Below are 26799 nucleotides of genomic sequence, written 5' to 3' on the forward strand. Positions count from 1 at the left end.
CCATCCGTAGCAGGCTCTCCTCCGTTTCCGCCCAACCGACCGTTTGCCACGGCAGATCAGGGCCTACGGAGCATCGGGGGATGCACATGAACGTGGCTCCGCACCTGCTGACCGAGGACCGCGCCGAGTACGAGCGGGTCCTCGACGACGCACTGAGCACCGCCCACGCACGTCCGGATCTCGCCGGAGCCGGCACGCGTCTCACGCTCGCGCAGCTGCGCGCCATGACGCTGAACGCGACGACACTGGTCACCAGCGCGGCGGCGAGCGAGTACGACCACTTCGTGAAGGTCCGCGAACAGCACCGCGCGACCCTCGGGGCCCGACCCGCGGAGAACTCCGACCGCCCCGGCCCCGGCCCGGGCGTCGTCGCGATCCTCACCGTCATGGTGCCCGTTCTCGCGGGCACGGCCGCCGTCATCTTCCTGCTGGTCGGCGCGGTCCTGCGCGCGCTCGCCCCCACCCTGGTGTTCGGGGCGACGCTCCTCACGGCCGGTCTGGTCTTCGGCGCCGTGGCCGCGGCCGGGCTGCTCGGCGCGGCCGTCGGACTCCTCATGACGGCCCTGCGGAACAGTCCGGCCGCCGTGCACACGGGGTCCGCGCCGGACGACGAACTGTCCCGCGCCCGGGAGGCCTGGCGCCGCGCCCTTCTCGAACGCGGGATCCTCCCCTTCCTGCGCGACGCCCTCGCGGCCACCGCGCCCCCCGCGGGCCCACCGCCGACGCCCCAGCCGTGACGCACCGCCGGCCCGCGACTCCCCCGGGGTCGCGGGCCGGCCGAGCGCCGGTGGGGGTCAGTCCGCCAGCGGCAGGTAGACGCGGTTGCCGCTCTCGGCGAACTCCTTGGACTTCTCCGCCATGCCGGCCTCGATCTCCTGCTGCGTACCGCCGTGTTCACGACGGATGTCCTGCGAGATCTTCATCGAGCAGAACTTCGGACCGCACATCGAGCAGAAGTGCGCGGTCTTCGCGGGCTCCGCGGGCAGCGTCTCGTCGTGGAACTCGCGGGCGGTGACCGGGTCGAGCGCCAGGTTGAACTGGTCCTCCCAGCGGAACTCGAACCGCGCGTCCGAGAGCGCGTCGTCCCACTCCTGCGCGCCCGGGTGTCCCTTGGCGAGGTCGGCCGCGTGGGCCGCGATCTTGTACGTGATGACGCCCGTCTTCACGTCGTCCCGGTTCGGCAGCCCGAGGTGCTCCTTGGGCGTGACGTAGCAGAGCATGGCCGTGCCCCACCAGGCGATCATCGCCGCGCCGATGCCGGAGGTGATGTGGTCGTACGCGGGCGCGACGTCCGTGGTCAGCGGGCCGAGGGTATAGAACGGCGCCTCCTCGCAGATCTCCTGCTGGAGGTCGATGTTCTCCTTGATCTTGTGCATCGGGACGTGCCCGGGGCCCTCGATCATCGTCTGGACGTTGTGGCGCTTGGCGATCGTGTTCAGCTCGCCGAGCGTGCGCAGCTCCGCGAACTGGGCCTCGTCGTTGGCGTCCGCGATCGAGCCGGGACGCAGGCCGTCGCCGAGCGAGTACGTGACGTCGTACGTCGCGAGGATCTCGCAGAGCTCCTCGAAGTTCGTGTAGAGGAAGTTCTCCTTGTGGTGCGCGAGACACCACGCGGCCATGATCGAGCCGCCGCGCGAGACGATGCCGGTCTTGCGGCGCGCGGTGAGCGGCACGTACGGCAGGAGTACGCCGGCGTGCACGGTCATGTAGTCCACGCCCTGCTCGGCCTGCTCGATGACCGTGTCCTTGTAGATCTCCCAGGTCAGGTCCTCGGCCCTGCCGTCGACCTTCTCCAGGGCCTGGTAGAGCGGCACGGTGCCGATCGGGACGGGGGAGTTGCGCAGCACCCACTCGCGGGTGGTGTGGATGTTGCGGCCGGTGGACAGGTCCATGACCGTGTCGGCGCCCCACTTGGTCGCCCAGGTCATCTTCTCCACCTCCTCCTCGATGGAGGAGGTGACGGCGGAGTTGCCGATGTTGGCGTTGACCTTCACCAGGAACCGCTTGCCGATGATCATCGGCTCGATCTCCGGGTGGTTGACGTTCGCCGGCAGCACCGCGCGACCTGCGGCGATCTCCTCCCGTACGACCTCGGGGGAGACGTTCTCGCGGATGGCGACGTACTCCATCTCCGGGGTGATCTCCCCCCGGCGGGCGTACGCGAGCTGGGTCACCGCCTGGCCGTCGCGGCCGCGGCGCGGCAGGCGCGGACGGCCGGGGAAGACGGCGTCGAGGTTCTTCAGCCCGCCGCCGCGCGGCGAGGTGTGCTTGATGCCGTCGTCCTCGGGACGGGCCGGGCGGCCCGCGTACTCCTCCGTGTCGCCGCGGCCGATGATCCAGTTCTCGCGCAGCGGCGGGAGGCCCCGCCGTACGTCGGTGTCGACGGTGGGGTCGGTGTACGGGCCGGACGTGTCGTACAGCGTGACGTCCTTGCCGTTGGTGAGGTGTACCTGACGGACCGGCACCCGGAGGTCGGGCCGCGAGCCCTGGACGTACCCCTTGTGCCAGCCCGGTGTGCGCTCACCGTCGACAGAGGTGCCGTCCTGGTCGGAGGCAGGCGTGCGTGCATCCTGAATGGTCATGAGACCGATCTCCCTACGCCGGCATTACCCGGTAACAGGTTCGGCGGTCGGCGCAGCCTCCTCCCGTACGTGCGTACGGTGATCAGCGCCCTCTCAGCCCGGTGCTCCGAGCTCCCGCGTGTGCAAAGGTGCCACCACGCTAGCGTCATCCCTGGCGTGCTGAACAGTGGGCCCCCGCCGTTCTTGCGATGATCGGTCGGTGACTTCCCCCCAGCAGACTCCCGAGCCGCACGGCCACGACCACGGTCCAGGCCCTTCCCACGGCCACGCCCAGGGGCACGGCCACAGCCACAACCACGGGCCCGCCGCACCGGTGTCCCGGCATCTGCGCAAGGTCATCGCCGCGGTCCTGATCCCCTTCGCCACAGCCGTCGTGGTGGGGCTCATGGTGCTGTGGCCCGGTGGCGCCCCGCCCCATGAGCGCACCGGGGTCGGCTTCGACCGGCAGACCGAGCAGGGCAAGGTCGTCGCCGTCGAGCAGGTCGACTGCGCGGACGTGAACGCCGCGCAGGTCCCGCCGACCGGCGACACCTCCACCCCTCAGGGGCGCGAGGCGGTCAACGCCCAGCAGGGACAGTGCGAGAAGGCGACCATCGAGGTCACCAGCGGCCCGGAGAAGGGGCGCAGGTTCACCGAGATCGTGCAGCCGGACGCACCGCGCCAACTGGACGAGGGCCAGGGGGTGGTGGTCGCGTACGCTCCCGACGCGCCGCGTGACCTCCAGTACTCGGTGACCGATGTGAACCGCAAGATCCCGCTGGCGGTGCTCGCAGGCATCTTCGCCCTCGTCGTCGTGCTCGTCGGCCGGATGCGGGGCGTGATGGCGCTGATCGCCCTCGTCGCGAGCTTCCTCGTGCTCACGTTCTTCATCCTGCCCGCGATCCTGCAGGGGTCGAATCCGCTGGTCGTGGCGATCGTCGGGTCGAGCGCGATCATGCTGATCGCGCTCTACATGTGCCATGGCCTCTCGGCGCGCACCTCGGTGGCGGTGCTGGGGACGCTGATCTCCCTGCTGCTGATCGGACTGCTCGGCTCGGTCTTCATCGACTGGGCGTCGCTGAGCGGCAACACCGACGACAACACCGGCCTGATCCACGGCCTGTACCCGAGCATCGACATGTCGGGCCTGCTTCTGGCCGGAATCATCATCGGCTCGCTCGGTGTCCTCGACGACGTGACGGTCACCCAGACCTCAGCGGTCTGGGAGCTGCACCAGGCCGATCCGGGCATGGGGCCGCGCGGGCTCTACCGGGCCGCCATCCGCATCGGACGCGACCACATCGCCTCGGTCGTGAACACCCTGGTGCTCGCCTACGCGGGTGCCGCCCTCCCGCTGCTGCTGCTCTTCTCCATCGCTCAGAGCAGCATGGGGACGGTGGCCAACAGCGAACTCGTCGCCGAGGAGATCGTGCGCACCCTGGTCGGGTCGATCGGTCTGGTCGCCTCCGTGCCGGTCACCACGGCACTCGCGGCACTGGTGGTCTCCGCCGACCGGCCGGCGTCCGAAGGACAGCGACCCGCGGCGGTACGGGGCGGGCGTCGGCGCCGCGCCAAGTGACGTAGGGGCCCGGCGCGTCAGGCCGGGCCCGCGTTCTCCTCGGCCAGAATCCGGCCCAGTGCGGCCTCCAGGTGGTCTTCGAAGTCGCCGAGTGTCCGTTCCTGACCGAGCGGGACCAGTTTGTCCGTGCGGTCCAGGAAGGCGACCAGCGGGGGTGCGCTCGCCCGGAAGAGGGCACGGTCGCCGCCGACCTGGAGTCGGATGGAGACGTCCGAGAGACCCTCCGGCTCGGTCGGGGCGATGTGCACATCGCCGTCCCCGCTCGGCCGGTTGATTCCGTCGAGCAGCAGCTCCCTGCCGAACGCCCAGGTGACCGGCGCGTCTCCGGGGAGGTGGAAGGTCATCCGCACCGCGTAGGGATCCCGGGACTCATACCGCAGTTCGACCGGGATCCTGAAGGAGAGCTCCTCGGAGACGAGGAAGCTCATCAGGACTTCGGCCTGAACGGACTCTCGCATCGTGTACCCCGCAGTAGATGAAGCAGTTGTGTGAACACAGCTGCTGAAAGCTGTGACCGAAACGGCCAGGAATGATCCCCCGTGGCCCTCTTGACGCAATCGTGCTGTAAGCGCTAGCAGATCACAAGGAGTGATTTTTCAGATACTGATAGAGAAAGCGAGCGAGCTGAAGAGCCTTCCGATCTCTGTGCGTAGTCGCTCGACTGCCGGGAGCAACCGTTCTTCCTGGTGGAGGGGGAGGGAAATGGCCATTGCACCCGCTGCGGAGCCCGCGGTGATGGGGATCGCGGCACAGACCGTGCCGAGCGCATATTCCTGACGCTCGACCAGGGGCTCCATTCGCCCCAAACCGTCCAAACGCTCCAAAAGCGTACGGCGATTACGCACGGTGAACGGCGTGATCGCTTCCACCGGATGACGGTCGAGGTGGTCTTGACGGGATTTCGGATCGAGTTGACTCAGCAGACACTGCCCGATCGCGTGGGCGTGGGCGGTCTGCCGGAAGTCGGCCCATTCCTCCACGGCGGGGGCGGAAGGGGTGTCGGCGACGGCGACGAGCTCGATCTCCCCCTCGCGGTAGAGGGCGAAATAGACCGGCACACCGATCTCGTCCCGCCAGCGGGCAAGAGAGTCTTCGATCTTGATGCGACGATTCTGCACAGCTTCGCCGCCGGCCAGTCGGACGGCGGCTTCACCCAGCACGAACACACCCTTCTCACGGCGCAGATAGCCCTCGTGCGTCAGGGTGCGGAGCAGGTGGTACGTGGTGGGCAGCGGAAGGCCCGTCTCACGGGCGAGCTGTTTGGCGGGAGCGCCGTCCGCGTGGGAGGACACGGCCTCCAGGAGTCTCAGCGCCCGCTGCACCGAGCCGATCAGGGTAGGCGCAGCCGTCTGCGTAGCCGTGGCCAAAGGTCACCCCCAGGCGTGACGACGGATGCACTGCACCCGCCCGCGGGGGCCGCCCCCGCGCGCCCGCCAGGCCTGGGAAACCGCTGGTCAGTACGGAGGTCTACGCCTGTAGTCCCCAACGCGGCGGAGAGATTCCACTCTAGTGGCAGGTCCAGGGCGCGCGCCCTGATTAGCCGGGCGCGTTCCCCCAGGCGGGCTAATAGCCTCCATGGGCCTCATACCGATCAGTAGCTTGTGCTACCAGTCCTCGCGAGGACGGTCGGAGGAGCTGAACTTCCGCACGACGTAGATCAGTCCGGCGACGAGGGCCACGAAGAGCAGCACCTTGAAGAGCAGCCCGACCACGAAGGCCAGGACGCTGGTGATCAGTCCGCCGAAGACGAGCAGGGCGAGCGCCGGTATGGCGACCCACTTCACCCACCAGGGCATCCCCGCGAGAATCTCTCGTACGGCCATCGTCCCTACCTCGCTCTCGAAGATCCGTTCCGCGCACTCCGCGCCGAACAACTTCAAGGCTAGGGGCCCGAAGAGGCCCACAGGGGCCCCACGGCCCCCGCTCTCCCCTGATCCGACCCCTAGGGGGTCGACGCGGACCAGGCCCGGCCCGCGGCGCTCAGCTCTCGGGCGGCGAGAAGACCACCATCACGCGCAGGTCCTCGCTGATGTGGTGGAACTTGTGCTCCACCCCCGCCGGCACGTAGACGACGCTGCCGCGCGCCACCTGCGTCGTCTCCGTCCCGACCGTGATCGCCGCCCGGCCGCTCACCACGAAGTACACCTCGTCCTGGCGGTGCGGCTGCTGCGGGTCGAGCTCCCCCGCGTCCAGCGCGTACAGGCCCACCGACATGTTCCGCTCCCGCAGGAACTGGAGGTACGCGCCCTTGTTCGCGGCGCGCTCCGCCTCGAGTTCGTCCAGTCGGAATGCCTTCATCGCCCGTCCGCCCCTGCCTCTGTCCGATCATGTCTGCCACGATCAGACACATGATGAATTTCGTAGTCAAGACGCTCGCCAACGCGGGCGCCCTGGGAGTCGCCGTCTGGTTGCTCTCACCGGACATCAGCCTGACCGGTGAGAGCACCGGCGAGAAGGCCCTGACCCTCATTCTCGTCGCCCTGGTCTTCGGACTGGTGAACTTCCTGGTCAAGCCGATCGTCAAACTGCTGGCGCTTCCGCTCTTCATCCTGACGCTCGGTCTGATCACCCTCGTGATCAACGCCTTGATGCTGCTCCTCACGTCCTGGCTTGCCGACCTGTTCGACCTCAGCTTCCACGTCGAGGGCTTCTGGACCGCCGTCCTGGGCGGCCTGATCATCTCCGTCGTGTCGTGGGCCCTGAACGTCGTGCTCCCCGACAACGACTGAGTGGGGACCATGACCTACCGCGTCTGCTTCGTCTGCACGGGCAACATCTGCCGCTCGCCGATGGCCGAGCACGTCTTCCGCAGCCAGCTGGAGGACGCCGGCCTCGGCGCGGCGGTGGAGGTCGACAGCGCCGGCACCGGCGGCTGGCACGAGGGGGACGGCGCCGACCCGCGCACCGTCGCCGTCCTCGACGAGAACGGCTACACCTCCGCACACGTCGCGCGCCGGTTCCGGGCCTCCTGGTTCTCCGATCTCGACCTGGTGATCGCACTGGACGAGGGGCACCTGCGGGAGCTGCGCGAGCTCGCCCGCACGCCCGAGGAGGCGGCGCGGATACGGCTCCTGCGCTCCTACGACCCCGCCGCGGGGGACCGGCTCGACGTCCCCGACCCTTACTACGGGGGCCGCGAGGGCTTCGACGAGTGCCTGGAGATGGTGAAGGCCGCAGGCGAGGGACTGCTCACGGCCGTACGCCTTGAGATCGAGGAGCGGACACCGTGACCGACGAGTCATACGGAGACGGCACGCGCGCCGTACGGGCGGGACTTCCCGAACCCGTGAAGTACGAGCCGACCCTGCCGGGGCCGGTCTTCGCCGCGCACTTCCACCTGCCGGGCGAACCGACGGGCCCGTACACGTACGGCCGCGACGAGAACCCCACCTGGACCCACCTGGAACGGGCCATCGGCGAGCTGGAGGCGCCGGGGGAGCAGGACGTCGAGACGCTGGTCTTCGCCTCGGGCATGGCCGCGATCTCCGCCGTCCTCCTCTCCCAGCTGAAGGCGGGCGACGCGGTCGTGCTGCCCGCCGACGGCTACCAGGCCCTGCCCCTGCTCCACGAGCAGCTGCGCGCGTACGGCATCGAGGTCCGCACCGCGCCGACCGCCGACGACGGCCAGCTCGCCGTCCTCGACGGGGCCCGCCTCCTGTGGATCGAGACCCCGTCCAACCCCGGGCTCGACGTCTGCGACATCCGGCGCCTGGTGCGCGAGGCGCATGCGGCGGGGGCGCTCGTGGCCGTCGACAACACCCTCTCCACCCCCCTCGGCCAGCGCCCCCTCGAACTGGGCGCGGACTTCTCCGTCGCCAGCGACACCAAGGGCATGACCGGGCACGGGGACATCCTGCTCGGCCACGTCAGCTGCCGCGATCCCCAGCGGGCCGCGGAGGTACGGCGCTGGCGCAAGGTCGTCGGAGCCATCCCCGGGCCCATGGAGGCATGGCTCGCCCACCGCTCGCTCGCCACGCTCCAGCTGCGTATCGACCGGCAGTGCTCCACCGCCCTCACGCTCGCGCGGACGCTCGCCGGACGCGCGGACGTGACCGGGCTGCGCTATCCGGGACTGCCCGACGACCCCTCGCACGCGGTGGCCGCCCGGCAGATGCGGCGCTTCGGGCCGGTGGTCTCCTTCGAGCTGGTGGACCGGAAGCGGGCCGAGCGGTTCCTCGAAGAGCTGCGGCTCGTGGACGACGCCACCAGTTTCGGCGGTGTGCGCTCCACGGCGGAGCGGCGTGGGCGCTGGGGCGGGGACGCGGTCGCCGAGGGATTCATCCGGTTCTCGGTCGGCGCCGAGGACCCCGAGGACCTGATCGCCGACGTGCTGCGGGCCCTCGACGAGGCCGGATCCGCCGGCTGAGGCCGGCGCCACCGCCGCGTGCACGCGGAAAGGGGCGCTCCGAGCCTCCCCCCTCGTGGCTCGGAGCGCCCCCGGTTCCACGCGCGGAGACCGCCTGAACAAGGCTAGTTGACTGAGCGTCAGTGTCCAATCACGGTAGCGACAGCGACCTATCGACTTATTTATAGTTGGACGGTCCTGAGGCGCAGTCAGCCGACCGCCTGAGCCGGACGGCCGCACGGCCGGGAGGGGGCGGGCATGGATCTTGCCCTGCTGCGCACGTTCGTCACGGTGCACCGGGCCGGCTCCTTCACCCGCGCCGCCGCGCTCCTCGGCCTCTCCCAGCCCGCCGTCACCAGCCAGATCCGGACCCTCGAACGACAACTCGGGCGGCCCCTCTTCCTCAGACAGGCCCGCGGGGTCACCCCGACGAGCATCGGCGACGAGCTCGCCCACCGAGCCGCCCCCCATCTGGACGCCCTCGTCGAGATCGCCGAGACCGGCCTCGACGAGGAGAGCGGTCTCCGTACCCTCCATGTCGCCGGGCCCCCCGAGTTCACCGCTCTTCGCGTCCTGCCGGCCCTGACCCCCCTGGTCGGCCAGGGGCTCGCCGTACGGGCGTCGTTCCTCGGCAACACGGAGGAGATCCTCGACGGCCTCGCCGCGGGCCATCACGATCTGGCCGTCGCCACCGCCCGTCCCCGAGGCGGCCTGCTCGTCGCCACCCCGCTCTGCGACGAGGAACACGTCCTGGTCGCGGCACCGCGCTGGGCGGCCCGGCTCTCCCCCGAGATTCTCCTCCGCAAGGGCGCGGTGGTCCTCAAGCAGCTCCCGGTGGTCGAGGTGCACGAGTCGCTGCCGTTCGTCGCCCGCTACTGGGCGAGCGTCTTCGAGACCGAGCCAGCGGTCGCCGCCACGGTGATCGCCCCCGACCTGCGCGCCGTACGGGAATCCGCCGCCTCCGGCGCCGGGCTCGCCGTCCTGCCCCGCTACCTCTGCGAGGAGGCCCTCGCCCAAGGCCGGCTCGTGGCACTGCTCGACCCGCCGGTCCCTCCGCTGCGGACCTACTTCCTCGTCGTACGCACCGGCACGCTGGCGCTGTCGCCCATCGCGCGGGCTCACGAGGAACTGCTGCGGGCCGCCGCGCCCTGGTGAGTTTCAGGACACCTCGGACGGGCCATTTTCTTCCCATGAACGAACGGCCCGTGATCAAACGCACCGCACGCGCCATCCTGCTCGACGGGGACGACCTGATCCTCATCAAGCGCACCAAGCCGGGGATGGATCCCTACTGGCTCACGCCCGGTGGCGGCGTGGAACCCTCTGACGCCACCGTCGTCGAGGCCCTGCACCGCGAGGTGCACGAGGAACTCGGCGCCAAGATCACCGACGTGGTGCCCTGCTTCGTCGACACCGTCGAGCACATCGTCGACGGCGGGGTCTCCGGGGTGAAGGTCCAGCACTTCTTCGTGTGCCGGCTCGGCTCCATGGACACCTCGCTGCGGCACGGCCCCGAGATGGACGACCCGGTCGGCGAGTACGAGATCGTCCGGGTGCCCTTCAGCCGGGTGGGGATCGCCGCCGTGCACCTCGTTCCGCTCTCCCTGCGCCACTACCTCGACGGCAACATCGAGGGCGTCCGCGCCATGCACGCCCCCGACCTGGGCTGATCCGAGGGCGTCGGGGCGAGCTCCGACAGGAAGTCGTGCCGGATGCGCTCCGCGGGGACACCCGCTCCCCGGAGCGCGTCCACCCCGCGGCGGACCATGCCGAGCGGGCCGGAGAGGTAGGCGTCGCGTTCGCCCCAGGGACCGAAGCGGCAGACGGCCTCCGGAAGCTTCCCCTGCTCCTCGGTGACCGGGTGGACGGAGAGCCAGGGGAAGGTCTTCTGAAGCCGCAGCATCGTGTCGATGTCGTAGAGGTCGTGCCCGCTGCGCGCTCCGTAGAAGACGTCCACCGGGCGTCGGTCCCCGTGCTCGGCGACGTCCTCCACCAGGGCCTTGATCGGCGCGATTCCGGTGCCGCCGCCCACACAGAGCAGGCCGGTGTCCGTGGCGTGGTCGACCGTCATGGAGCCGGCCGGCGGGCCGAGCCGCAGCACGTCACCCGGGCGGGCCCGATGGACCAGCGCGTTGGACACCCACCCCGCTGGAACCGCCTTGACGTGGAGGGAGAGCAGTCCGTCGGGCCGGGGCGCCGACGCGAAGGAGTAGTGGCGCCAGATCCGCGGCCACCACGGGGTCTCGAGCGTCGTGTACTGCCCCGCGAGAAAGGGATACGGCTGGTCGGGCCGGAGCGTGACGACGGCGACGTCCGGGGTCCGCAGATCGTGCGAGACCACCTCGGCCTGCCACCAGGCAGGCGCCGAGCGTTCGTCCGCCGCCGCCGCGTCGATCATGATCTGGGAGATCGTCGTGTACGTACGGACCCAGGCCGCCTCGGTCTCCTCGTCCCAGGTCGCCGTCGCGTACCGGACGAGCGCCCCGATGAGCGCCTCGCCCACGGCCGGATAGTGGGCGGAGTGGGTGCCGTACTTGCGGTGCCCTCTGCCGAGGTTCTCCAGGTACGAGGTGAGCACCGGTGTGTCGTCCATGTGCTCCGCCGCGGTGAGGAGGGCCTTCAGAAGCCGGTCCCGCTGGGTGTCCATGGCCACCGGGAACATCTCGCGCAGCTCGGGGTTCCGGATGAAGAGCAGCGCGTAGAAGTACGAGGTCACCCGGTCGGCGACCGGGGCGATCTCCGCCAGGGTGCGGCGCACGAGCACCGCGTCGGCGGACCCTCCCTCGGATATTCGAGGCTCGTTCTCGTCCGCCGTCGCGGACTTCTTCTCACCCGCCGACGGAAGGTGCTTCCCGCCCGGCACCCGGGTGTCGTACGTGTCCGTCGCCCCCGGCTCGCGGCCGTCCGCGTCCTCCGCTGCCTTCGTGGTGGTCGGAGCATCCATCATGTGCCTCGCCCTCGCGCTGGCCGGCTTCCGTGGTCGCAGGATGACCCCTCCGATCACCGCTTCGGACGGAAAGCGGCGTTCTCGGGCCATAGGGCCGGGTTTCTGGCTAAGCTGCGCGGTTTTGGACCAGGGCGTAGGCCTCGCGGAGATCTCCGCCGGTGTAACTGTGACGGGAGAGCCCGGCGAGATGGTGGTCCGCGTTCACGGCCACGCTGTCGGGCACGATCGCGAAGAGCTCCGCGTCGGACATCGAGTCCCCGTACGCGACACAGTCGGCCGGATCCACCCCGAAGTCCGCACAGAGTCGCCCCGCGATCCGTACCTTCGCCCTCGCGTCGAGGATGCCGGGCCGGTGGATGGGCTCGGTGAAAGGAACCGACGGCCAGCGTGAACCGTGTGCCGCGTCGGCACCCCAGTCGAGAAGACGCTCGACGAAGAAGTCGGGAGAGAGCGAGATCACCGCACAGCGGTCACCCCGAGCCCTGATGTCGGCCCAGACCTCGTGAATGCCGGCCAGCCACGGCGCCCCCTCGAAGGCGGCCGCGACATGATCCAGGGTGAGCGCGGTCCACAGCTCGCGGGCCTGGACGGCGAACTCGTCCGGGCTGAGCCCCCGCAGGAAGCCCTCTTCCAGGGCGGCGATCTCGTCCACGAGGTCCAGCTGCCGGGAGATCTCGACGGCTGCCGCCGATCCCCGGATCAGGGTGCCGTCGAGATCGAAGAGGTGCAGTCGCTGTCTACGCGGTTTCACGTGAAACATCGTCCCCATGCCAGGGGGTGGAAGCAACGCCCTCTCGGGTATCGGCCAGATCCGGTAAAGCGGTGGACGGACGATCACCGCGTCGGAGAGCCTGACAGCATGCCGATCTCCTCCCCCCTCGCACAGCTCCCCATCCGGCGTCTCACCTCGGACGACCTCCTCGCCTGCGCCGACCTCTCCGAGAACCGGGGCTGGTACCGCGAGGAGTACAAATGGGGCCTGCTGCTCACCGCCGGGACCGGCTACGGCATCGACGACCCCTCCGGAACCGGGCTGGCCGCCTGCTCCGTGGTCACGTCGTACGGCCCGGGGCTCGCCGCGATCGGCATGGTGCTCGTCGCCGAGCGGTACGCACGCCAAGGGGTGGGACGGCATCTCATGCAGCACGTCGTCGAGGAAGCCGGGGACACACCGCTCACCCTGTACGCCACGGCGAACGGGCAGCCCCTGTACGAACAGCTGGGCTTCACGGAGACGACCCGGGCGGAGATGGTGCGGGGGCACTTCACCTTCAGCACGCCCGCCCCCGCCGTTCCGGTGCGCCCGGCGACGGCGGACGACCTCCAGGCGGTCCTGCGCCTGGACCACGAGATCTTCGGCCTCGACCGCACCCACATGATCACCCGGCTCCCCGCGTTCGCGGACCATCTCCGGGTCGCGGAGGAGGACGGCGAGATCACGGGCTTCGCGGCGGCCTGGCCCAACATGGACACGCATGTCATCGGACCGCTGGTCGCCCGGGACACCCCCACGGCTCAGGCCCTCTTCGCCTCGCTGGCAGCGGCCAGTGACCGTCCGCTGCGGACGGACATCGACGTGCGGCACACCGCCCTGCTGCGGTGGGCGAAGGAGAACGGCATCGACTCGATCGCCACCACCTCACTGATGGTCCGCTCCCTCCCCGACCTTCCCGGCGACTGGCGACGCCGCTTCGCCCCTCTGACGGTCGCGGCCGGGTAACCCCGGCACATCCGGGGGCCTCCCGGAGAGCGAGAGGCAACGGAGAGCGAGAGCCCGATTTACTTGCACACGCGCATTATTGCGTCGCATCGTCTACCCTGGGGCCGAGAGCCACTCCGGTGCCGAGGAGAGATCGAGGAGAGACCATGACCGCGACGGACCCCGCACTCACCGCGCTCTCCCAGCGCTGGTGCGCCCTCTCTCTGCTGCACGGCAGGATCGAGTCCCACATCGAGCGTGCGCTGGAGGCTCGTCACGGTCTGAGCGTTCGGGAGTACTCGCTCCTCGACGTCCTCAGCCGCCAGCACAGCGGCCCCGGCGGCCACCTTCAGATGAAGCAGGTGGCCGACGCCGTCGTGCTCAGCCAGAGCGCCACCACCCGGCTCGTCACCCGGCTCGAAGACCGCGGTCTGCTCACCCGGTACCTCTGCGCCACCGACCGTCGCGGCATCTACACCGATGTCACCGAGGCAGGCCAGAAGCTCCTGGAAGAGGCCCGCCCCACCAACGACACCGCGCTGCGCGAGGCCCTGGACGAGGCCGCGAAGAACCCGGAGCTGGCCCCGCTGGTCCAGGTCGTGGAAGGCGTGAGCGTTCCCGCCTGACCGGCGACCGGAACGGACGCGGGTGGCCTCTTGAGCGCACCCGCGTACCCTGCCGGGCATGAGCGATCTTGAAATCCGCCCCGCCACCACGGGTGACCTCGAAGCCATCGTCGCGATGCTCGCGGACGACCCCCTGGGCGCGCAGCGCGAGTCCCCGGACGACCTCGGCCCGTATCTCGCCGCCTTCGAGCGCCTCGCGAGCGACCCCAACCAGCAGGTCGTGGTCGCCGTCCGCGAGGACAAGGTCGTCGGCACCCTCCAGCTGACGATCATTCCCGGACTCTCCCGCAGGGGCGCCACACGCTCGGTCATCGAGGGCGTCCGCATCCACGCCGATGAGCGCGGCAGCGGTCTCGGAACCCAGTTCATCGAGTGGGCCGTCGCGGAGTCCCGGCGCCAGAACTGCCAACTGGTACAGCTGACCTCCGACGCCACCCGTACCGACGCCCACCGCTTCTACGAGCGACTTGGCTTCGAGGCCTCCCACCTGGGCTTCAAGATGAACCTCTGAGGCGGGGGAGCGAGGCGGGCGCGGGGCGGGCGCCTCGGACAGGGCGGACGCGGGACGGGGCGGCCACGCGCCGGGACACAGGCCCCGGCGCGCCGGTCACGCGTTTCACGTGAAACACCCAAGAGCGGCTCAGAGACCGCGCCAGCCTGCCTCGTCCACCCCACCAGGCACCGCGTCCGCCGGCGCGTACGGCTCCCGCGTGAAGACGAAAGAGCCGAGGTCGAGATGGCTCACACTGCCGTCGGGGCGCCGGACCACCCGGAGCGTCTCCCCCGCGTAGTAGCCGTTCAGCCCGACCCAGCCACCGTCGGGGAGCGCCCGGAAACGGGCCCGCCGGCCGACTCCCGTCAGAGGTTCCAGCACCACGCCCCGCTCGGATCCGAGCCGGAGCCCGTAGCCATACGTACCCCAGTACCAGGTACCGGTCAGGGCGAGGAGCTCCTCGTCGACCTCGGCCTCCGGAAGCGGGCGCCAGGGCTCCGGGAACCTCGGCTCCGCCTCCGCCACGATCCGCACGAGATCGGCGGCCACGACCGACGTCAGCGGCCCTGAAGTGGCATTGGCGAGGGCGATCGCCGCAAGACCGTCCTCCACGCTCACCCACAGGGCGGCGACGAAGCCGGGCAGCGAGCCGGTGTGACCGATCAGGGTCCGGCCGTCCTTGCGCAGCAGCTGGAGGCCGAGCCCATAGCTCCCCTCCCAGTCCCCCTCCCCTGCCGGGGAAGCCGGAGCCCGCATCTCCTCCACGGAGGCCACGGCGAGCACGCGCTCGTCTCCGGCCGCCAGGAACGCGGCGAACCGGGCGAGATCCGCCGCCGTCGACCAGAGCTGCCCCGCCGGTGCCATCAGCCCCAGCGACTCGGACGGCTCGGGCAGCATCACGTCGGCCCAGGGATGCACCGCCCAGCCGCCGGCGTGCGGGGCGACCGGATCGACCGTCGTACGGCCCATCCCCAGGGGCTCCAGGATCTCGCGTCGCAGCGCCTCTTCCCAGGACACACCTCGCACGGTCTCGACCAGCGAACCCAGCAGGGTGTAACCGGGGTTGGAGTAGTGGTGCCGACGCCCGGGAGTCTGGAGGAAGGGCTGCTCCCCCAGTACGTCGGAGAGCTCCGGCCGCAGCAAGGCGGACGAACGTTCCCACCAGACGCCGGGCGCCTCGGCCACGAGACCACCGCTGTGAGTGAGGAGTTGAGCGATCGTCACCTCCCCCGCGCCCGTGCCCTTGAGGTGCCGCTCCAGCGGGTCGTCAAGACCGAGGAGCCCCTCGTCCCGCAGCCGCATCACCAGCACGGCGGTGAACACCTTGGTGAGAGAGCCGATCCTGAACTGTGTGTCGGCGTCCGGCGCGTGCCCGTCCACGCAACTGCGCGAACCGCTCCACACCAGCGCTCCGTCGCGCACCACCGCCCCCACGAAGGAAGGCGACCGCCCCTCGGACTGGGCGACCGCGACGCGGTGCAGCAGAGCCCGCTCGGTGCCGGGCAACAGGGCTTCGAAAGATGTCGTCATGAGGGCCATCCAACTCGATGGTCCTCCGCGAAGCTTCCCGCTTTTCCCACGGACGGCCCGACGACTGGGCGGGGCAGGAATGCGGGGTCTCGTGGCCCGTGTCGGATGTCGGCCCCATGACCTGCGGGTTCGTCCGCTGTCTCACGCCGTGTCGGACGCTCGGTGTCTCAGCTCCGTGTCGGAAATCGAAGGCGCCGCCGACTGATGGCGACGGCGCGACCCGCTGAACTGCGCTGTCCTGTCGCATTCCAGTTGCCAGGTGGTGCGGCTCTGACCTGCGGGGCTGCCAGATGGCCTGGTAATGCGGTCCTGTGTCATTCTCAGACGAGTTGGCCTTCTCGGAAGGAATCGCGCGGCGCGGATCCGATTCCCAGGCAGTCGGCGCCCAGACATAGCTGTGGACCGGTCATCCCGCGGCCGGGCGACGAGGCCGGTCGCGCTGAGCGCGCCAGGCGGCGAGCGCTTCGGCACGGCTGCCAGCCGGATGCTCGGCATACCAGTCACGCAGAAAGCGGTTGAGCTCGAACTGCGAGCCGATCTCCTGAAGCTGGGCAGCGGCCTGGCGCGTGGCGTGCCAGTGGGCGATGGCATCGGCCAGGGTGCGCCCTGCACCTTCGGCTACGAATGTCCGCATGGAGGCGTCGAAGTGGAAGCCCTGGCCGATCTCGCGGCGGAAGTACTCCCGCAGCACCTGACTGCACCGCTGGCCCTCGGGGATCACGGTGAACCCGTTCACTGGCGCGGCGAGCTGGCGGCCGGCGCTGCGCGTCCGGGGTGGCGCGGCCGACGGGGCGACGCCGTCCAATGCGGCCCGTAGCCGCTCCGTCAGTGCCGCCTTCCCACCGCCCCGCGGCACCCCGAGCTCGCGGGCAAGTACGGTCAGTTCGGCCAGCGTCCAGTACCAGCGGGACAACTCGTCCCCGCTCAACGCCGCACTCAGCTCTGGTCGCGTCTCAGCGCCTGTATTCGAACTCATGTCCCCATGGTAGGAGAGGTGGTACGCCCGGCGTTCGACGAGACGAACCGGCGGCCGACCGTGACGCGGTGAGAATCTGGCGGCTCGGATGAGACCGAGTCAGAATCTGCCAGCTGCGCTGCGACAGGACATGCGCTGTCTCGCGGTCGATGTCGGATCCGACTCCGATCCGACATCGACCGTGAGATTCCGACACGGGAAATGAGATCCCACAGGAATGCGGTCAGGTCTGGGCCATGTCAACGAAGCGGGAGTAGTGGCCCTGGAAGGCCACGGTGATCGTGGCCGTGGGGCCGTTACGGTGCTTGCCCACGATGATGTCCGCCTCGCCTGCCCGGGGGGACTCCTTCTCGTAGGCGTCCTCGCGGTGCAGCAGGATCACCATGTCGGCGTCCTGCTCGATCGAGCCGGACTCGCGGAGGTCGGAGACCATCGGCTTCTTGTCGGTGCGCTGCTCGGGACCACGGTTCAGCTGGGACAGCGCGATGACGGGCAGCTCCAGCTCCTTGGCGAGGAGCTTCAGGTTTCGCGACATGTCGGAGACCTCTTGCTGGCGGCTCTCCTGCCGCTTGGAGCCACCGGACTGCATGAGCTGCAGATAGTCGATGATGACGAGCTTGAGGCCGTTGCGCTGCTTGAGCCGGCGGCACTTCGCCCGGATCTCCATCATCGACAGGTTCGGGGAGTCGTCGATGTAGAGCGGGGCCTGCGAGACGTCCGGCATCCGGCGGGCGAGGCGGGTCCAGTCCTCGTCGGTCATCGTGCCGGAGCGCATGTGGTGCAGCGCGACCCGGGCCTCGGCCGAGAGCAGACGCATCGCGATCTCGTTGCGGCCCATTTCGAGCGAGAAGATGACGCTGGGCAGGTTGTGCTTGATGGACGCTGCCCTGGCGAAGTCCAGGGCGAGCGTCGACTTACCCATGGCGGGACGGGCCGCGATGATGATCATCTGACCCGGGTGCAGGCCGTTGGTGAGCGAGTCGAGGTCGGTGAAGCCGGTGGGCACTCCGGTCATCTCGCCGCTGCGGGAGCCGATCGCCTCGATCTCGTCGAGCGCGCCCTCCATGATGTCGCCGAGCGGCAGGTAGTCCTCGGTGGTGCGCTGCTCGGTGACCGCGTAGATCTCGGCCTGCGCCGAGTTCACGATCTCGTCGACGTCCCCGTCGGCCGCGTAGCCCATCTGCGTGATCTTGGTACCGGCCTCCACGAGGCGGCGCAGGACGGCCCGCTCGTGGACGATCTCCGCGTAGTACGAGGCGTTTGCCGCGGTCGGTACGGACTGGACGAGGGTGTGGAGGTACGAGGCGCCGCCGACACGCGTGATCTCGCCGCGCTTGGTGAGCTCGGCGCCGACCGTGATCGGGTCAGCCGGCTCCCCCTTGGCGTATAGGTCGAGGATCGCGGCGTAGACCGTCTCGTGGGCGGGCTTGTAGAAGTCGTTGCCCTTGATGATCTCCACGACGTCCGCGATGGCGTCCTTGGAGAGCAGCATGCCGCCGAGGACGGACTGCTCCGCGTCGAGGTCCTGTGGGGGAACACGCTCGAAGCCGGAGAGACCGCCGTCCCAGGGACCGTCGCCGCCCCGCTCGTGCTGGTCGTCCCTTCCCCTGCCGCGCCCGCGCCCGTCGCCGCGTGTGCGGGCGGGCAGCCGGTCGCTCGGTCCGCTGTCGGCCCAGGGGTCGTCCAAGGGCTCGGTAACGCTCACCAAGCCACCTCCTCCCGTCCGCTCCGCGGACCTCGCCATGCCACTCTTTCTTACGCCACGGCCTTCATCAAAGAGTGGCTTCGCGACCGCTTCTGGCGCGTCGGGCGCCGGTCCACGGTAGGCCCGCCGGGGGCGTCAGCCAATCCGGTTATCCACAGGGCCTGTGGGTGAAGGGCCAGATGCTGTGGAGAACTCCCCGGAACCTGTGCACGGAGCGGGGGACAGCCATGTGGACAAACTCATAGACCCTCCGCCTCCACCCGCGTGACCTCGGCTTTTAGCTTCCACGGGCTGTGGGGGAGAAAAACTTTTCACCCTGGACCAAGATCAGAACAAACGACCCACACCCGAAGCCCCTTACCCTCAGCAAGTAAGGACTCCATAGGCATTGCATCTCTTACCTGTGGAAGATTAGATTGCTCTCATGACCCAGGCCCCCGCGACCCCCAAGGCCGTCCGTCGGCAGCACGACCGCGAGATCGTCTCCCTCGCCCTGCCGGCCTTCGGCGCCCTTGTCGCCGAGCCGCTCTTCCTGATGGTCGACAGCGCCGTCGTCGGACACCTCGGGACGCCCCAGCTCGCGGGTCTCGCGATCGCCGCGGCCCTGCTGTCCACCGCCGTCAGCGTCTTCGTCTTCCTCGCTTACGCCACCACGGCCGCCGTCGCCCGCCGCGTCGGCTCCGGCGACCTTCCGGCCGCGATCCGCCAGGGCATGGACGGCATCTGGCTCGCCCTCCTCCTCGGCGCCGCCGTCGTCGCCCTGACGCTCCCCGCGGCACCATGGCTCGTCGGCCTCTTCGGGGCCTCCGACACCGCCGCCCCCTACGCCGTGACCTACCTCCGCATCTCCAGCCTCGGCATCCCCGCCATGCTGGTGGTCCTGGCCGCCACCGGCGTCCTGCGCGGCCTTCAGGACACCCGTACGCCGCTCTACGTGGCCATCGCCGGCTTCACGGCCAACGCCGCGCTCAACATCGGACTCGTCTACGGGGCCGGCCTCGGCATCGCGGGATCCGCCTGGGGCACGGTCATCGCCCAGTGCGGCATGGCCGCCGCCTACCTCTTCGTGGTCGTACGGGGCGCCCGGCGCCACGGGGCCTCCCTCCGCCCTGACGCGGTCGGCATCCGTGCGTCCGCCCAGGCCGGTGCCCCGCTCCTCGTCCGTACGCTCTCGCTCCGCGCGGTTCTGCTGATCGCCACGGCCGTCGCGGCCCGTCTCGGCGACGCGGAGGTCGCCGCCCACCAGATCATCCTGTCCCTGTGGAGCCTGATGGCCTTCGCCCTCGACGCGATCGCCATCGCCGGTCAGGCCATCATCGGCCGCTACCTCGGCGCGGAGGACGCCGACGGCGCCCGCCAGGTCTGCCGCCGCATGGTCCAGTGGGGTGTGGTCTCCGGAGTGGTCCTCGGCGTCCTTGTCATCGTTGCCCGGCCGCTGTTCATCCCGCTTTTCACCAGCGACACCACGGTCCAGGACACGCTGCTTCCTGCCCTGCTCGTCGTCGCGCTCTCACAGCCGATCTCCGGTGTCGTCTTCGTCCTCGACGGCGTCTTGATGGGTGCTGGGGACGGCCCTTATCTGGCGTGGGCCATGCTGCTGACTCTCGCGGTCTTCGCCCCGGTGGCCCTCGCCATCCCGGCGCTCGGCGGCGGGCTGACGGCACTCTGGTGGGCCATGACGCTGATGATGGCGGTCCGGATGGCGACGCTCTGGCTCCGCTCCCGCTCCGGCCGCTGGATCGTCACAGGCGCCACACGGTGAATGTTTCACGTGAAACGCCCGGTTCCGCCGGTTGACCGAGAACGGCGGAAGGGCCGCACCCCGAGGGGTGCGGCCCTTCCTCACTGCTGAGCGCAGACTGCCAAGGGCAGCGTTACGCGGCGACGACCTCGACGCCGAGCTTCGCGGCAACCTCGGGGTGCAGACGCACGGACACCTGGTGCGAGCCCAGGGTCTTGATCGGCGAACCGAGCTCGACGCGACGCTTGTCGACGTCGGGGCCACCCGCGGACTTGATCGCCGAGGCGATGTCGGCCGGGGTCACGGAGCCGAAGAGACGGCCGGCGTCGCCGGAGCGAACGGCCAGGCGCACCTTCGTACCCTCGAGGCGGGCCTTGATCTCGTTGGCCTGCTCGATGGTCGCGATCTCGTGGATCTTGCGGGCGCGGCGGATCTGCGCCACGTCCTTCTCGCCACCCTTGGTCCAGCGGATCGCGAAACCACGCGGGACCAGGTAGTTGCGAGCGTAGCCGTCCTTGACGTCAACGACGTCGCCAGCGGCACCGAGGCCAGAGACCTCGTGGGTGAGGATGATCTTCATTTTTCGGTCACCCTTCCCTTATCGCGCGGTGGACGTGTAGGGCAGCAGCGCCATCTCACGGCTGTTCTTGACTGCCGTGGCGACGTCACGCTGGTGCTGCGTGCAGTTGCCGGTGACGCGGCGGGCACGGATCTTGCCGCGGTCGGAAATGAACTTCCGCAGCATGTTCGTGTCCTTGTAGTCCACGTACACGGTCTTGTCCTTGCAGAACGCGCAGACCTTCTTCTTAGGCTTGCGCACAGGCGGCTTCGCCATGGTGTTTCTCCTGTGTGATCAAGAAGTGGGGGTACGAGCTGCTTCGAGGGCTTGCGCCTTAGAAGGGGGGCTCGTCCGAGTAGCCGCCGCCGGAGTTCCCACCCCAGCCGCCACCGCCGCCGGCCTGCTGACCGCCGCCGGAGGAGGGGGAGGGACCGCCGGTCGCCCACGGGTCGTCGGCGGGAGCACCGCCACCACCCTGCTGGCCACCGCCGGAGTTTCCACCCCAGCTGCCACCGCCGCCGGCCTGCTGGCCGCCGCCACCGCCGCCGAAGCCCCCACCCTGACCGCCGCGACCGGTGGTCTTGGTGACCTTGGCCGTGGCGTTCTTGAGACTGGGGCCGACTTCCTCGACGTCCAGCTCGTAGACCGTGCGCTTGACGCCCTCACGGTCTTCGTAAGACCGCTGCTTCAGTCGGCCCTGCACGACGACGCGCATGCCTCGCTGAAGCGACTCGGCGACGTTCTCCGCCGCCTGACGCCAGACCGAGCAGGTGAGGAACAGGCTTTCGCCGTCCTTCCACTCATTGGTCTGACGGTCGAAGGTGCGGGGGGTGGACGCGATACGGAACTTCGCGACCGCCGCACCGGACGGGGTGAAGCGCAGCTCGGGGTCATCGACAAGATTGCCGACGACCGTGATGACGGTCTCGCCTGCCATGGGGGAACCTCTCGGCGGGATTGCTTCTGGCTGCTGTGTTGCTACTCGGACCCGATGACCACTGAGCTAGAAGCTCAGTGGGTCTCGGGACGGAGGACCTTGGTCCGGAGGACCGACTCGTTCAGGTTGAGCTGTCGGTCGAGCTCCTTGACGACCGCAGGCTCGGCCTGCAGGTCGATGACCGAGTAGATGCCCTCGGGCTTCTTCTTGATCTCGTAGGCCAGACGACGACGGCCCCAGGTGTCGACCTTCTCGACCTTTCCGTTGCCCTCACGGACGACAGAAAGGAAGTTCTCGATCAGCGGGGAGACAGCGCGCTCCTCGAGATCGGGGTCGAGGATGACCATCACTTCGTAGTGACGCATGTGGAACCCACCTCCTTTGGACTCAGCGGCCACGGTCGTTCCGTGGCAGGAGGGTCGTGATGCGTTAACAACGGTATCCGCCACCACTGACAGTCCCCTCGACGAACGAGGGACACCGCCGGGATCCAGGAAGGACCAGGGCAGACACCGCTGCAGACCGTACAGAGTACCTGCTCATCGGCCTGCGGTTGAAATCCACTGGTGAGGGGACGCAATCTGTACACATCGGATGTCGGCGGCGCCAGGATGCGCCGCCGTCCCGCAGGCAGCCAGGAGGTGCTCCATGGCACAGGCAATGCGACCCGGCCCGGGCCACTCGCTCTTCGCAACCGATGGCAAGCCCCATCCGCTCCAGGACACCCTGGTCGGAGTGACACTGGTGCTGGGCATCCTCGCCTTCGTCACCGCGCAGTTCCACAACCTGCATCTGCTGAGCTCCTGGTCGGGCCTGATCGGCATCCTGACCGGTGCCTACGGCCAGTTCATCTCCGTGACGACCCGGGAACGCTTCGCTCTGATCGTCGGACTCGGCGCGGCAGCACTGGGCTTCTACCTCGGCATGGCCCAGGGCGGTCTCTTCGGCGGCGTCGCCGGCTGAGCCGAGCGGCACGTCAGGGCGCACATGCCCATCCGGGGCGCTCCCCGGTCACAGTAGGCTTCGGCGCGAGAGCCGGAGCCCCTGACCGATGGGGACACACCTGCCGAGGAGCGCCCCGCATGAGCCTGACCCTGAGGACCATCAGCCGTGAGCAGCATCTGGGATTCATCCAGAGCCAGCCTTCGGCGAGCCACTGCCAGGTCCCGGCGTGGGCTGACGTGAAGACGGAGTGGCGCTCGGAGAACCTCGGCTGGTTCGACAAGAACGGCGAGCTGGTCGGCGCCGGCCTGGTGCTCTACCGCCAGCTGCCGAAGATCAAGCGCTACCTGGCCTACCTGCCCGAGGGCCCGGTCATCAACTGGTACGCGCCCAACCTCGACGAGTGGCTGCAGCCGATGCTGGCGCACCTCAAGCAGCAGGGCGCCTTCTCGGTGAAGATGGGCCCGCCGGTCGTCATCCGCCGCTGGGACTCGGCCGCCATCAAGTCCGGCATCCAGGACCCGGACGTCAAGCGCCTCAAGGACGTCCAGGCCTCCCACGTCGAGCCGCGTGCCTTCGAAGTGGCGGACCGGCTGCGGAAGATGGGCTGGCAGCAGGGCGAGGACGGCGGCGCCGGCTTCGGCGACGTGCAGCCCCGCTATGTCTTCCAGGTCCCGCTCGCGAACCGCTCCCTGGACGACGTCCTCAAGGGCTTCAACCAGCTGTGGCGCCGCAACATCAAGAAGGCCGAGAAGGCCGGTGTCGAGGTCGTCCAGGGCGGCTACGAGGACCTGGCCGAGTGGCAGCGGCTGTACGAGATCACGGCCGTCCGCGACCATTTCCGGCCGCGCCCGCTGTCGTACTTCCAGCGCATGTGGACCGTCCTCAACAACGAGGACCCCAACCGCATGCGGCTGTACTTCGCGCGGCACAACGGCGTGAACCTCTCCGCGGCGACGATGCTCGTCGTCGGCGGGCACGTCTGGTACTCCTACGGCGCCTCCGACAACATCGGCCGTGAGGTCCGGCCCTCGAACGCGATGCAGTGGCGGATGCTCCGCGACGCGTACGCGATGGGTGCGACCGTCTACGACCTGCGGGGCATCTCGGACTCGCTCGACGAGACCGACCACCTCTTCGGGCTCATCCAGTTCAAGGTGGGCACGGGCGGCGAGGCCGTCGAGTACGTCGGCGAGTGGGACTTCCCGCTGAACAAGCTTCTGCACAAGGCGCTCGACATCTACATGTCGCGCCGCTGACGCGTGTCGCGCCGCCGACGCATGACGTACCGCTGACGCGTGTCCCGTCGCTGAAGTTTCCGTAGTCTCGTACATACCTTTGATACACCGCTGCCATCAGAAAGGTTCCGGGCCGGCCATGGCGCTCTCCCTCTACGTCGACACCGCTCGCTGGCGCGCGCACCAGAAGACCGTGATCGACCAGTTCCCGGGGGTCATCCCGGTCTGCAAGGGCAACGGCTACGGCTTCGGGCACGAGCGCCTCGCCGACGAGGCGGCCCGCTTCGGGGCCGACATGCTCGCCGTGGGGACCACGTACGAGGCCGCGAAAATCAAGGACTGGTTCGGCGGCGACCTGCTGGTCCTCACCCCCTTCCGACGGGGTGAGGAACCGGTTCCGCTGCCCGACCGGGTCGTCCGCTCGGTGTCCTCGGTGGACGGCGTCCACGCCCTGGTGGGGGCCCGTGTCGTCATCGAGTGCATGAGCTCGATGAAGCGGCACGGCGTCCGCGAGGAGGAGCTCCCGCAGCTCCACTCCGCCATCGAGGACGTCCGCCTGGAGGGCTTCGCGCTGCACCTTCCCCTGGACCGCCCGGACGGCACCGACGCCGTGGAGGAGGTCATCGGCTGGATGGACCGGCTGCGGGCCGCCCGGCTGCCGCTTCACACCATGTTCGTCAGCCACCTGCGGGCCCAGGAACAGGCCCGGCTCCAGCAGCAGTTCCCCCAGACCCGGTTCCGCGCCCGGATCGGCACCCGGCTGTGGCTCGGCGACCACGAGGCCACGGAGTACCGGGGCGCGGTCCTCGACGTGACCCGGGTCGCCAAGGGAGACCGGTTCGGCTACCGCCAGCAGAAGGCCGCGTCGGACGGCTGGCTGGTCGTCGTCGCCGGCGGCACCTCGCACGGCGTGGGCCTGGAGGCCCCCAAGGCGATGCACGGTGTCATGCCGCGGGCCAAGGGCGTCGCACGGGCCGGTCTCGCCACCGTCAACCGCAACCTGTCGCCGTTCGTCTGGGCCGGGAAGCAGCGCTGGTTCGCCGAGCCGCCGCACATGCAGGTGTCGATCCTGTTCGTGCCCGCCGACGCCGAGGAGCCCCGGGTCGGCGACGAACTCGTGGCCCATCTGCGTCACACCACGACGCAGTTCGACCGGCTCGTCGAGCGCTGAGCGCCGGCACCGGGCGCTGAGCCTGCCGGTCTGTCTCCCTTCCGGCCGGCCCTATCCGTACACCGGCCGACCCTGCCGTACACCGGCCGGCCCTTCCTTCACCCCCGGGAGCTCTGCTCTCCGGGGGTGCCCCATTCCACCCGCGGCCCGTCGTCGACGGCCGGGGCCGCGTGCCGGGCCGGATGGGCGGCCCTGCCCGCCACGACGACGTCCTCCGCGCCGTCCAGGACGCCCCCCGAGGGGTCGTCGGCGCCGTCCTGCCGGACCGGGTCCTTCTCGGGCCTCAGGATGTCGCGCACGACCATCGCGCACAGGTACAGGGTGCCGGCCAGGTGCAGGACGATCACGAACTGGTAGCCGTCCACCGGCAGGCCCTGCTTGTTGCCGCTGGTCGTGAACGCCAGGTACATCCACACGCCCACGAAGTACATGACCTCGCACGCCTGCCAGACCAGGAAGTCGCGCCAGCGCGGCCGTGCGAGGACTGCCAGCGGGACCAGCCACAGGACGTACTGCGGTGAGTAGACCTTGTTGGTCAGCACGAACGCGGCGACGATCAGGAAGGCCAGCTGGACGAAGCGCGGCCGGCGCGGTGCCGTGAACGCCAGGTAGGCGAGACCCGCCACCGCGGCCAGCATCAGCAGCAGCGCGTACAGGTTGGCCCGGTCCGGCGGGATCGCGATGCCCGTCCGCTGGCTGACCAGCAGCCAGACCGACCCGAAGTCGACGTTCCGCTGCCTGCTGAAGACGTAGAACTGCTTCCAGCCCTCCGGCGCGAGCAGCATCACCGGCAGGTTCACCACCAGCCACGCGCTGCCCGCTCCGAGCACCGCGGTCCCGTACTCCCGCCATTTCCCGGCCCGCCAGCAGACCATCAGCAACGGGCAGAGGAGCAGCACCGGATAGAGCTTGGAGGCGGTGGCGAGACCCAGCAGGATGCCGAAGGCCAGCGGCCGCCCGCGCGACCACATCAGGACCGCGGCGGCGGTCAGCGCGACGGCCAGGAGGTCCCAGTTGATCGTCGCGGTGAGCGCGACCGAGGGTGCCAGGGCGACCAGGAGCCCGTCCCAGGGGCGCAGGCGGTGCGTACGGGCCACACAGACCGCGAGGACGGCCGCGCAGACCATCAGCAGGCCCGCGTTGGCCAGCCAGTACGCCTGCTCCTGCTGCATCGTGTCGCCGCCGCCCGGCGTCAGCCAGGCCGCGACCTCCATGAAGAGCCCCGTCAGGACCGGGTACTCCAGGAACGGTATGTCGCCGCCCAGCCGGTCGAAGTAGGGCACCAGGCCGTCCGCGAAGCCCCGCCCCGAGAAGAGGTGCGGGATGTCCGAGTAGCAGGCGTGGGTGTACTGGGAGGTCGTGCCCCGGAACCAGGCCCAGTTGTAGCAGGGCAGCTTCTGCACCATGCCGAGCGCGAACATGCCGATGGCCACGAGGGCGATCACCCGCACCGGCGTCAGCTGCCCGGTGCCGGTCGAGGCCCGGCGGCCGTACGGGCCGCCGATCAGTTCGCTGCCCGCGGCGGCCACCTTGTCCCGGTGGGTGGGGATGACCGTCCGCTGGCGGCCCTGCGACCGGTCCTGCGGCGCGCTCGTCTTCTGGAGGCTCGGCATGGGGGACATCCTGCCGTACGTCCCCGGGAAAACGGCGAGGGCCGCCGCGGCTGGTCCGTACGGAAGGTACGGAGCGGACGCGGCGGCCCTCAGGAAGTTCCCGGGTCAGGATCAGTCCCAGATCAGTCCGGAATCAG

At 69.6% G+C, this 26799-nt stretch carries 29 protein-coding genes and 1 riboswitch; of the genes, 14 read left to right on the forward strand and 15 right to left on the reverse strand.

Annotation, left to right across the window (positions count from 1 at the left end; genetic code table 11):
* The first annotated feature begins 80 nt into the window (after nucleotides 1-80).
* Nucleotides 81-737: a hypothetical protein gene (locus ACIA8N_RS18260; RefSeq protein WP_365776611.1), complete on the forward strand. Its 657-nt coding sequence runs from the start codon at nucleotides 81-83 to the stop codon at nucleotides 735-737.
* A gap of 57 nt (nucleotides 738-794) precedes the next feature.
* Here ACIA8N_RS18260 and thiC read toward each other — a convergent pair whose 3' ends face one another.
* On the reverse strand, nucleotides 795-2582 hold the full coding sequence (gene thiC, locus ACIA8N_RS18265; RefSeq protein ID WP_365776613.1) for a phosphomethylpyrimidine synthase ThiC: 1788 nt from the start codon (nucleotides 2580-2582) through the stop codon (nucleotides 795-797).
* Nucleotides 2576-2710: riboswitch (TPP riboswitch) on the reverse strand. It overlaps the preceding gene by 7 nt.
* Nucleotides 2711-2781: 71 nt before the next feature.
* Here thiC and ACIA8N_RS18270 point away from each other — a divergent pair.
* Nucleotides 2782-4140 (forward strand): YibE/F family protein, encoded by a 1359-nt coding sequence (locus ACIA8N_RS18270; RefSeq protein WP_365776615.1) that lies wholly within the window; start codon nucleotides 2782-2784, stop codon nucleotides 4138-4140.
* Between the two features lie 17 nt (nucleotides 4141-4157).
* Here ACIA8N_RS18270 and ACIA8N_RS18275 read toward each other — a convergent pair whose 3' ends face one another.
* From ACIA8N_RS18275 to ACIA8N_RS18290, 4 genes are all read right to left on the reverse strand, one after another.
* On the reverse strand, nucleotides 4158-4598 hold the full coding sequence (locus ACIA8N_RS18275) for an SsgA family sporulation/cell division regulator (RefSeq protein WP_030204907.1): 441 nt from the start codon (nucleotides 4596-4598) through the stop codon (nucleotides 4158-4160).
* Nucleotides 4599-4736: 138 nt separating this feature from the next.
* The gene (locus tag ACIA8N_RS18280) at nucleotides 4737-5507 is read right to left on the reverse strand and encodes a helix-turn-helix domain-containing protein (protein WP_365776617.1); all 771 of its coding nucleotides are present in this window, start codon (nucleotides 5505-5507) and stop codon (nucleotides 4737-4739) included.
* A gap of 237 nt (nucleotides 5508-5744) precedes the next feature.
* The gene (locus tag ACIA8N_RS18285) at nucleotides 5745-5963 is read right to left on the reverse strand and encodes a DUF5326 family protein (RefSeq protein WP_365776619.1); all 219 of its coding nucleotides are present in this window, start codon (nucleotides 5961-5963) and stop codon (nucleotides 5745-5747) included.
* A gap of 157 nt (nucleotides 5964-6120) precedes the next feature.
* On the reverse strand, nucleotides 6121-6438 hold the full coding sequence (locus ACIA8N_RS18290) for a cupin domain-containing protein (protein WP_030204915.1): 318 nt from the start codon (nucleotides 6436-6438) through the stop codon (nucleotides 6121-6123).
* 50 nt (nucleotides 6439-6488) lie between these two features.
* On the opposite strand from ACIA8N_RS18290, the gene ACIA8N_RS18295 reads away from it, so the two are divergent.
* From ACIA8N_RS18295 to ACIA8N_RS18315, 5 genes are all read left to right on the forward strand, one after another.
* Nucleotides 6489-6869, forward strand: a complete 381-nt coding sequence (locus tag ACIA8N_RS18295; RefSeq protein ID WP_365776622.1) for a phage holin family protein — start codon at nucleotides 6489-6491, stop codon at nucleotides 6867-6869.
* A 9-nt stretch (nucleotides 6870-6878) separates the two neighbouring features.
* Nucleotides 6879-7370: a low molecular weight protein-tyrosine-phosphatase gene (locus tag ACIA8N_RS18300; RefSeq protein ID WP_365776624.1), complete on the forward strand. Its 492-nt coding sequence runs from the start codon at nucleotides 6879-6881 to the stop codon at nucleotides 7368-7370.
* Nucleotides 7367-8506, forward strand: a complete 1140-nt coding sequence (locus tag ACIA8N_RS18305; protein WP_365776626.1) for a cystathionine gamma-lyase — start codon at nucleotides 7367-7369, stop codon at nucleotides 8504-8506. Before ACIA8N_RS18300 ends, ACIA8N_RS18305 begins: the two co-directional genes overlap by 4 nt.
* 237 nt (nucleotides 8507-8743) lie before the next feature.
* Nucleotides 8744-9640, forward strand: coding sequence for a LysR family transcriptional regulator (locus ACIA8N_RS18310; protein ID WP_365776628.1), 897 nt, complete (start codon nucleotides 8744-8746; stop codon nucleotides 9638-9640).
* Between the two features lie 35 nt (nucleotides 9641-9675).
* Nucleotides 9676-10155 (forward strand): NUDIX hydrolase, encoded by a 480-nt coding sequence (locus tag ACIA8N_RS18315; protein WP_365776630.1) that lies wholly within the window; start codon nucleotides 9676-9678, stop codon nucleotides 10153-10155.
* Here the strand turns inward: ACIA8N_RS18315 and ACIA8N_RS18320 are convergent.
* Both ACIA8N_RS18320 and ACIA8N_RS18325 read right to left on the reverse strand, forming a co-directional pair.
* On the reverse strand, nucleotides 10098-11429 hold the full coding sequence (locus tag ACIA8N_RS18320; protein WP_399416734.1) for a globin domain-containing protein: 1332 nt from the start codon (nucleotides 11427-11429) through the stop codon (nucleotides 10098-10100). The genes ACIA8N_RS18315 and ACIA8N_RS18320 overlap by 58 nt on opposite strands.
* A gap of 109 nt (nucleotides 11430-11538) precedes the next feature.
* A complete protein-coding gene (locus ACIA8N_RS18325) occupies nucleotides 11539-12192 on the reverse strand; it encodes a haloacid dehalogenase-like hydrolase (RefSeq protein ID WP_365777615.1) in 654 nt (217 codons plus the stop codon).
* A 99-nt stretch (nucleotides 12193-12291) separates the two neighbouring features.
* Between ACIA8N_RS18325 and ACIA8N_RS18330 the strand changes: the two genes are divergently transcribed.
* From ACIA8N_RS18330 to ACIA8N_RS18340, 3 genes are all read left to right on the forward strand, one after another.
* Nucleotides 12292-13152, forward strand: coding sequence for a GNAT family N-acetyltransferase (locus tag ACIA8N_RS18330; protein WP_365776634.1), 861 nt, complete (start codon nucleotides 12292-12294; stop codon nucleotides 13150-13152).
* 146 nt (nucleotides 13153-13298) lie between these two features.
* A complete protein-coding gene (locus tag ACIA8N_RS18335) occupies nucleotides 13299-13757 on the forward strand; it encodes a MarR family transcriptional regulator (RefSeq protein WP_365776636.1) in 459 nt (152 codons plus the stop codon).
* A 58-nt stretch (nucleotides 13758-13815) separates the two neighbouring features.
* Complete coding sequence (locus tag ACIA8N_RS18340) at nucleotides 13816-14268, forward strand: GNAT family N-acetyltransferase (RefSeq protein ID WP_365776638.1); 453 nt, start codon at nucleotides 13816-13818, stop codon at nucleotides 14266-14268.
* A gap of 129 nt (nucleotides 14269-14397) precedes the next feature.
* Here the strand turns inward: ACIA8N_RS18340 and ACIA8N_RS18345 are convergent, their stop codons facing one another.
* The 3 genes from ACIA8N_RS18345 to dnaB form a co-directional block, all read right to left on the reverse strand.
* On the reverse strand, nucleotides 14398-15780 hold the full coding sequence (locus ACIA8N_RS18345; protein ID WP_365776640.1) for a serine hydrolase domain-containing protein: 1383 nt from the start codon (nucleotides 15778-15780) through the stop codon (nucleotides 14398-14400).
* Between the two features lie 406 nt (nucleotides 15781-16186).
* Complete coding sequence (locus ACIA8N_RS18350; RefSeq protein WP_365776642.1) at nucleotides 16187-16756, reverse strand: DUF6434 domain-containing protein; 570 nt, start codon at nucleotides 16754-16756, stop codon at nucleotides 16187-16189.
* A 223-nt stretch (nucleotides 16757-16979) separates the two neighbouring features.
* Complete coding sequence (dnaB, locus tag ACIA8N_RS18355; RefSeq protein WP_078623357.1) at nucleotides 16980-18461, reverse strand: replicative DNA helicase; 1482 nt, start codon at nucleotides 18459-18461, stop codon at nucleotides 16980-16982.
* A gap of 424 nt (nucleotides 18462-18885) precedes the next feature.
* Between dnaB and ACIA8N_RS18360 the strand changes: the two genes are divergently transcribed.
* A complete protein-coding gene (locus ACIA8N_RS18360) occupies nucleotides 18886-20223 on the forward strand; it encodes an MATE family efflux transporter (RefSeq protein ID WP_365776645.1) in 1338 nt (445 codons plus the stop codon).
* Nucleotides 20224-20335: 112 nt separating this feature from the next.
* Here ACIA8N_RS18360 and rplI read toward each other — a convergent pair whose 3' ends face one another.
* From rplI to rpsF, 4 genes are all read right to left on the reverse strand, one after another.
* Nucleotides 20336-20782, reverse strand: a complete 447-nt coding sequence (gene rplI / locus ACIA8N_RS18365; RefSeq protein WP_030204953.1) for a 50S ribosomal protein L9 — start codon at nucleotides 20780-20782, stop codon at nucleotides 20336-20338.
* Between the two features lie 18 nt (nucleotides 20783-20800).
* On the reverse strand, nucleotides 20801-21037 hold the full coding sequence (gene rpsR / locus ACIA8N_RS18370) for a 30S ribosomal protein S18 (protein ID WP_003956534.1): 237 nt from the start codon (nucleotides 21035-21037) through the stop codon (nucleotides 20801-20803).
* 58 nt (nucleotides 21038-21095) lie between these two features.
* Nucleotides 21096-21698, reverse strand: coding sequence for a single-stranded DNA-binding protein (locus ACIA8N_RS18375; protein WP_365776648.1), 603 nt, complete (start codon nucleotides 21696-21698; stop codon nucleotides 21096-21098).
* A 74-nt stretch (nucleotides 21699-21772) separates the two neighbouring features.
* The gene (rpsF, locus tag ACIA8N_RS18380) at nucleotides 21773-22063 is read right to left on the reverse strand and encodes a 30S ribosomal protein S6 (RefSeq protein ID WP_015034882.1); all 291 of its coding nucleotides are present in this window, start codon (nucleotides 22061-22063) and stop codon (nucleotides 21773-21775) included.
* Between the two features lie 283 nt (nucleotides 22064-22346).
* On the opposite strand from rpsF, the gene ACIA8N_RS18385 reads away from it, so the two are divergent.
* From ACIA8N_RS18385 to ACIA8N_RS18395, 3 genes are all read left to right on the forward strand, one after another.
* Entirely contained in the window at nucleotides 22347-22661 is a 315-nt protein-coding gene (locus tag ACIA8N_RS18385; protein WP_365776651.1) for a hypothetical protein, read from the forward strand.
* Nucleotides 22662-22780: 119 nt separating this feature from the next.
* Nucleotides 22781-23899 carry a peptidoglycan bridge formation glycyltransferase FemA/FemB family protein gene (locus ACIA8N_RS18390; RefSeq protein WP_030549747.1) on the forward strand — a complete coding sequence of 373 codons (1119 nt, stop codon included), beginning with the start codon at nucleotides 22781-22783 and terminating at the stop codon, nucleotides 23897-23899.
* Nucleotides 23900-24017: 118 nt separating this feature from the next.
* Nucleotides 24018-25049, forward strand: a complete 1032-nt coding sequence (locus ACIA8N_RS18395) for an alanine racemase (RefSeq protein WP_365776654.1) — start codon at nucleotides 24018-24020, stop codon at nucleotides 25047-25049.
* 98 nt (nucleotides 25050-25147) lie between these two features.
* On the opposite strand, the gene ACIA8N_RS18400 is transcribed toward ACIA8N_RS18395, so the two are convergent.
* On the reverse strand, nucleotides 25148-26662 hold the full coding sequence (locus ACIA8N_RS18400; RefSeq protein WP_365776656.1) for a glycosyltransferase 87 family protein: 1515 nt from the start codon (nucleotides 26660-26662) through the stop codon (nucleotides 25148-25150).
* Between the last annotated feature and the right edge of the window lie 137 nt (nucleotides 26663-26799).

Source organism: Streptomyces sp. NPDC051822 (assembly GCF_044452745.1).
In the GTDB taxonomy this organism is placed as follows: domain Bacteria; phylum Actinomycetota; class Actinomycetes; order Streptomycetales; family Streptomycetaceae; genus Streptomyces.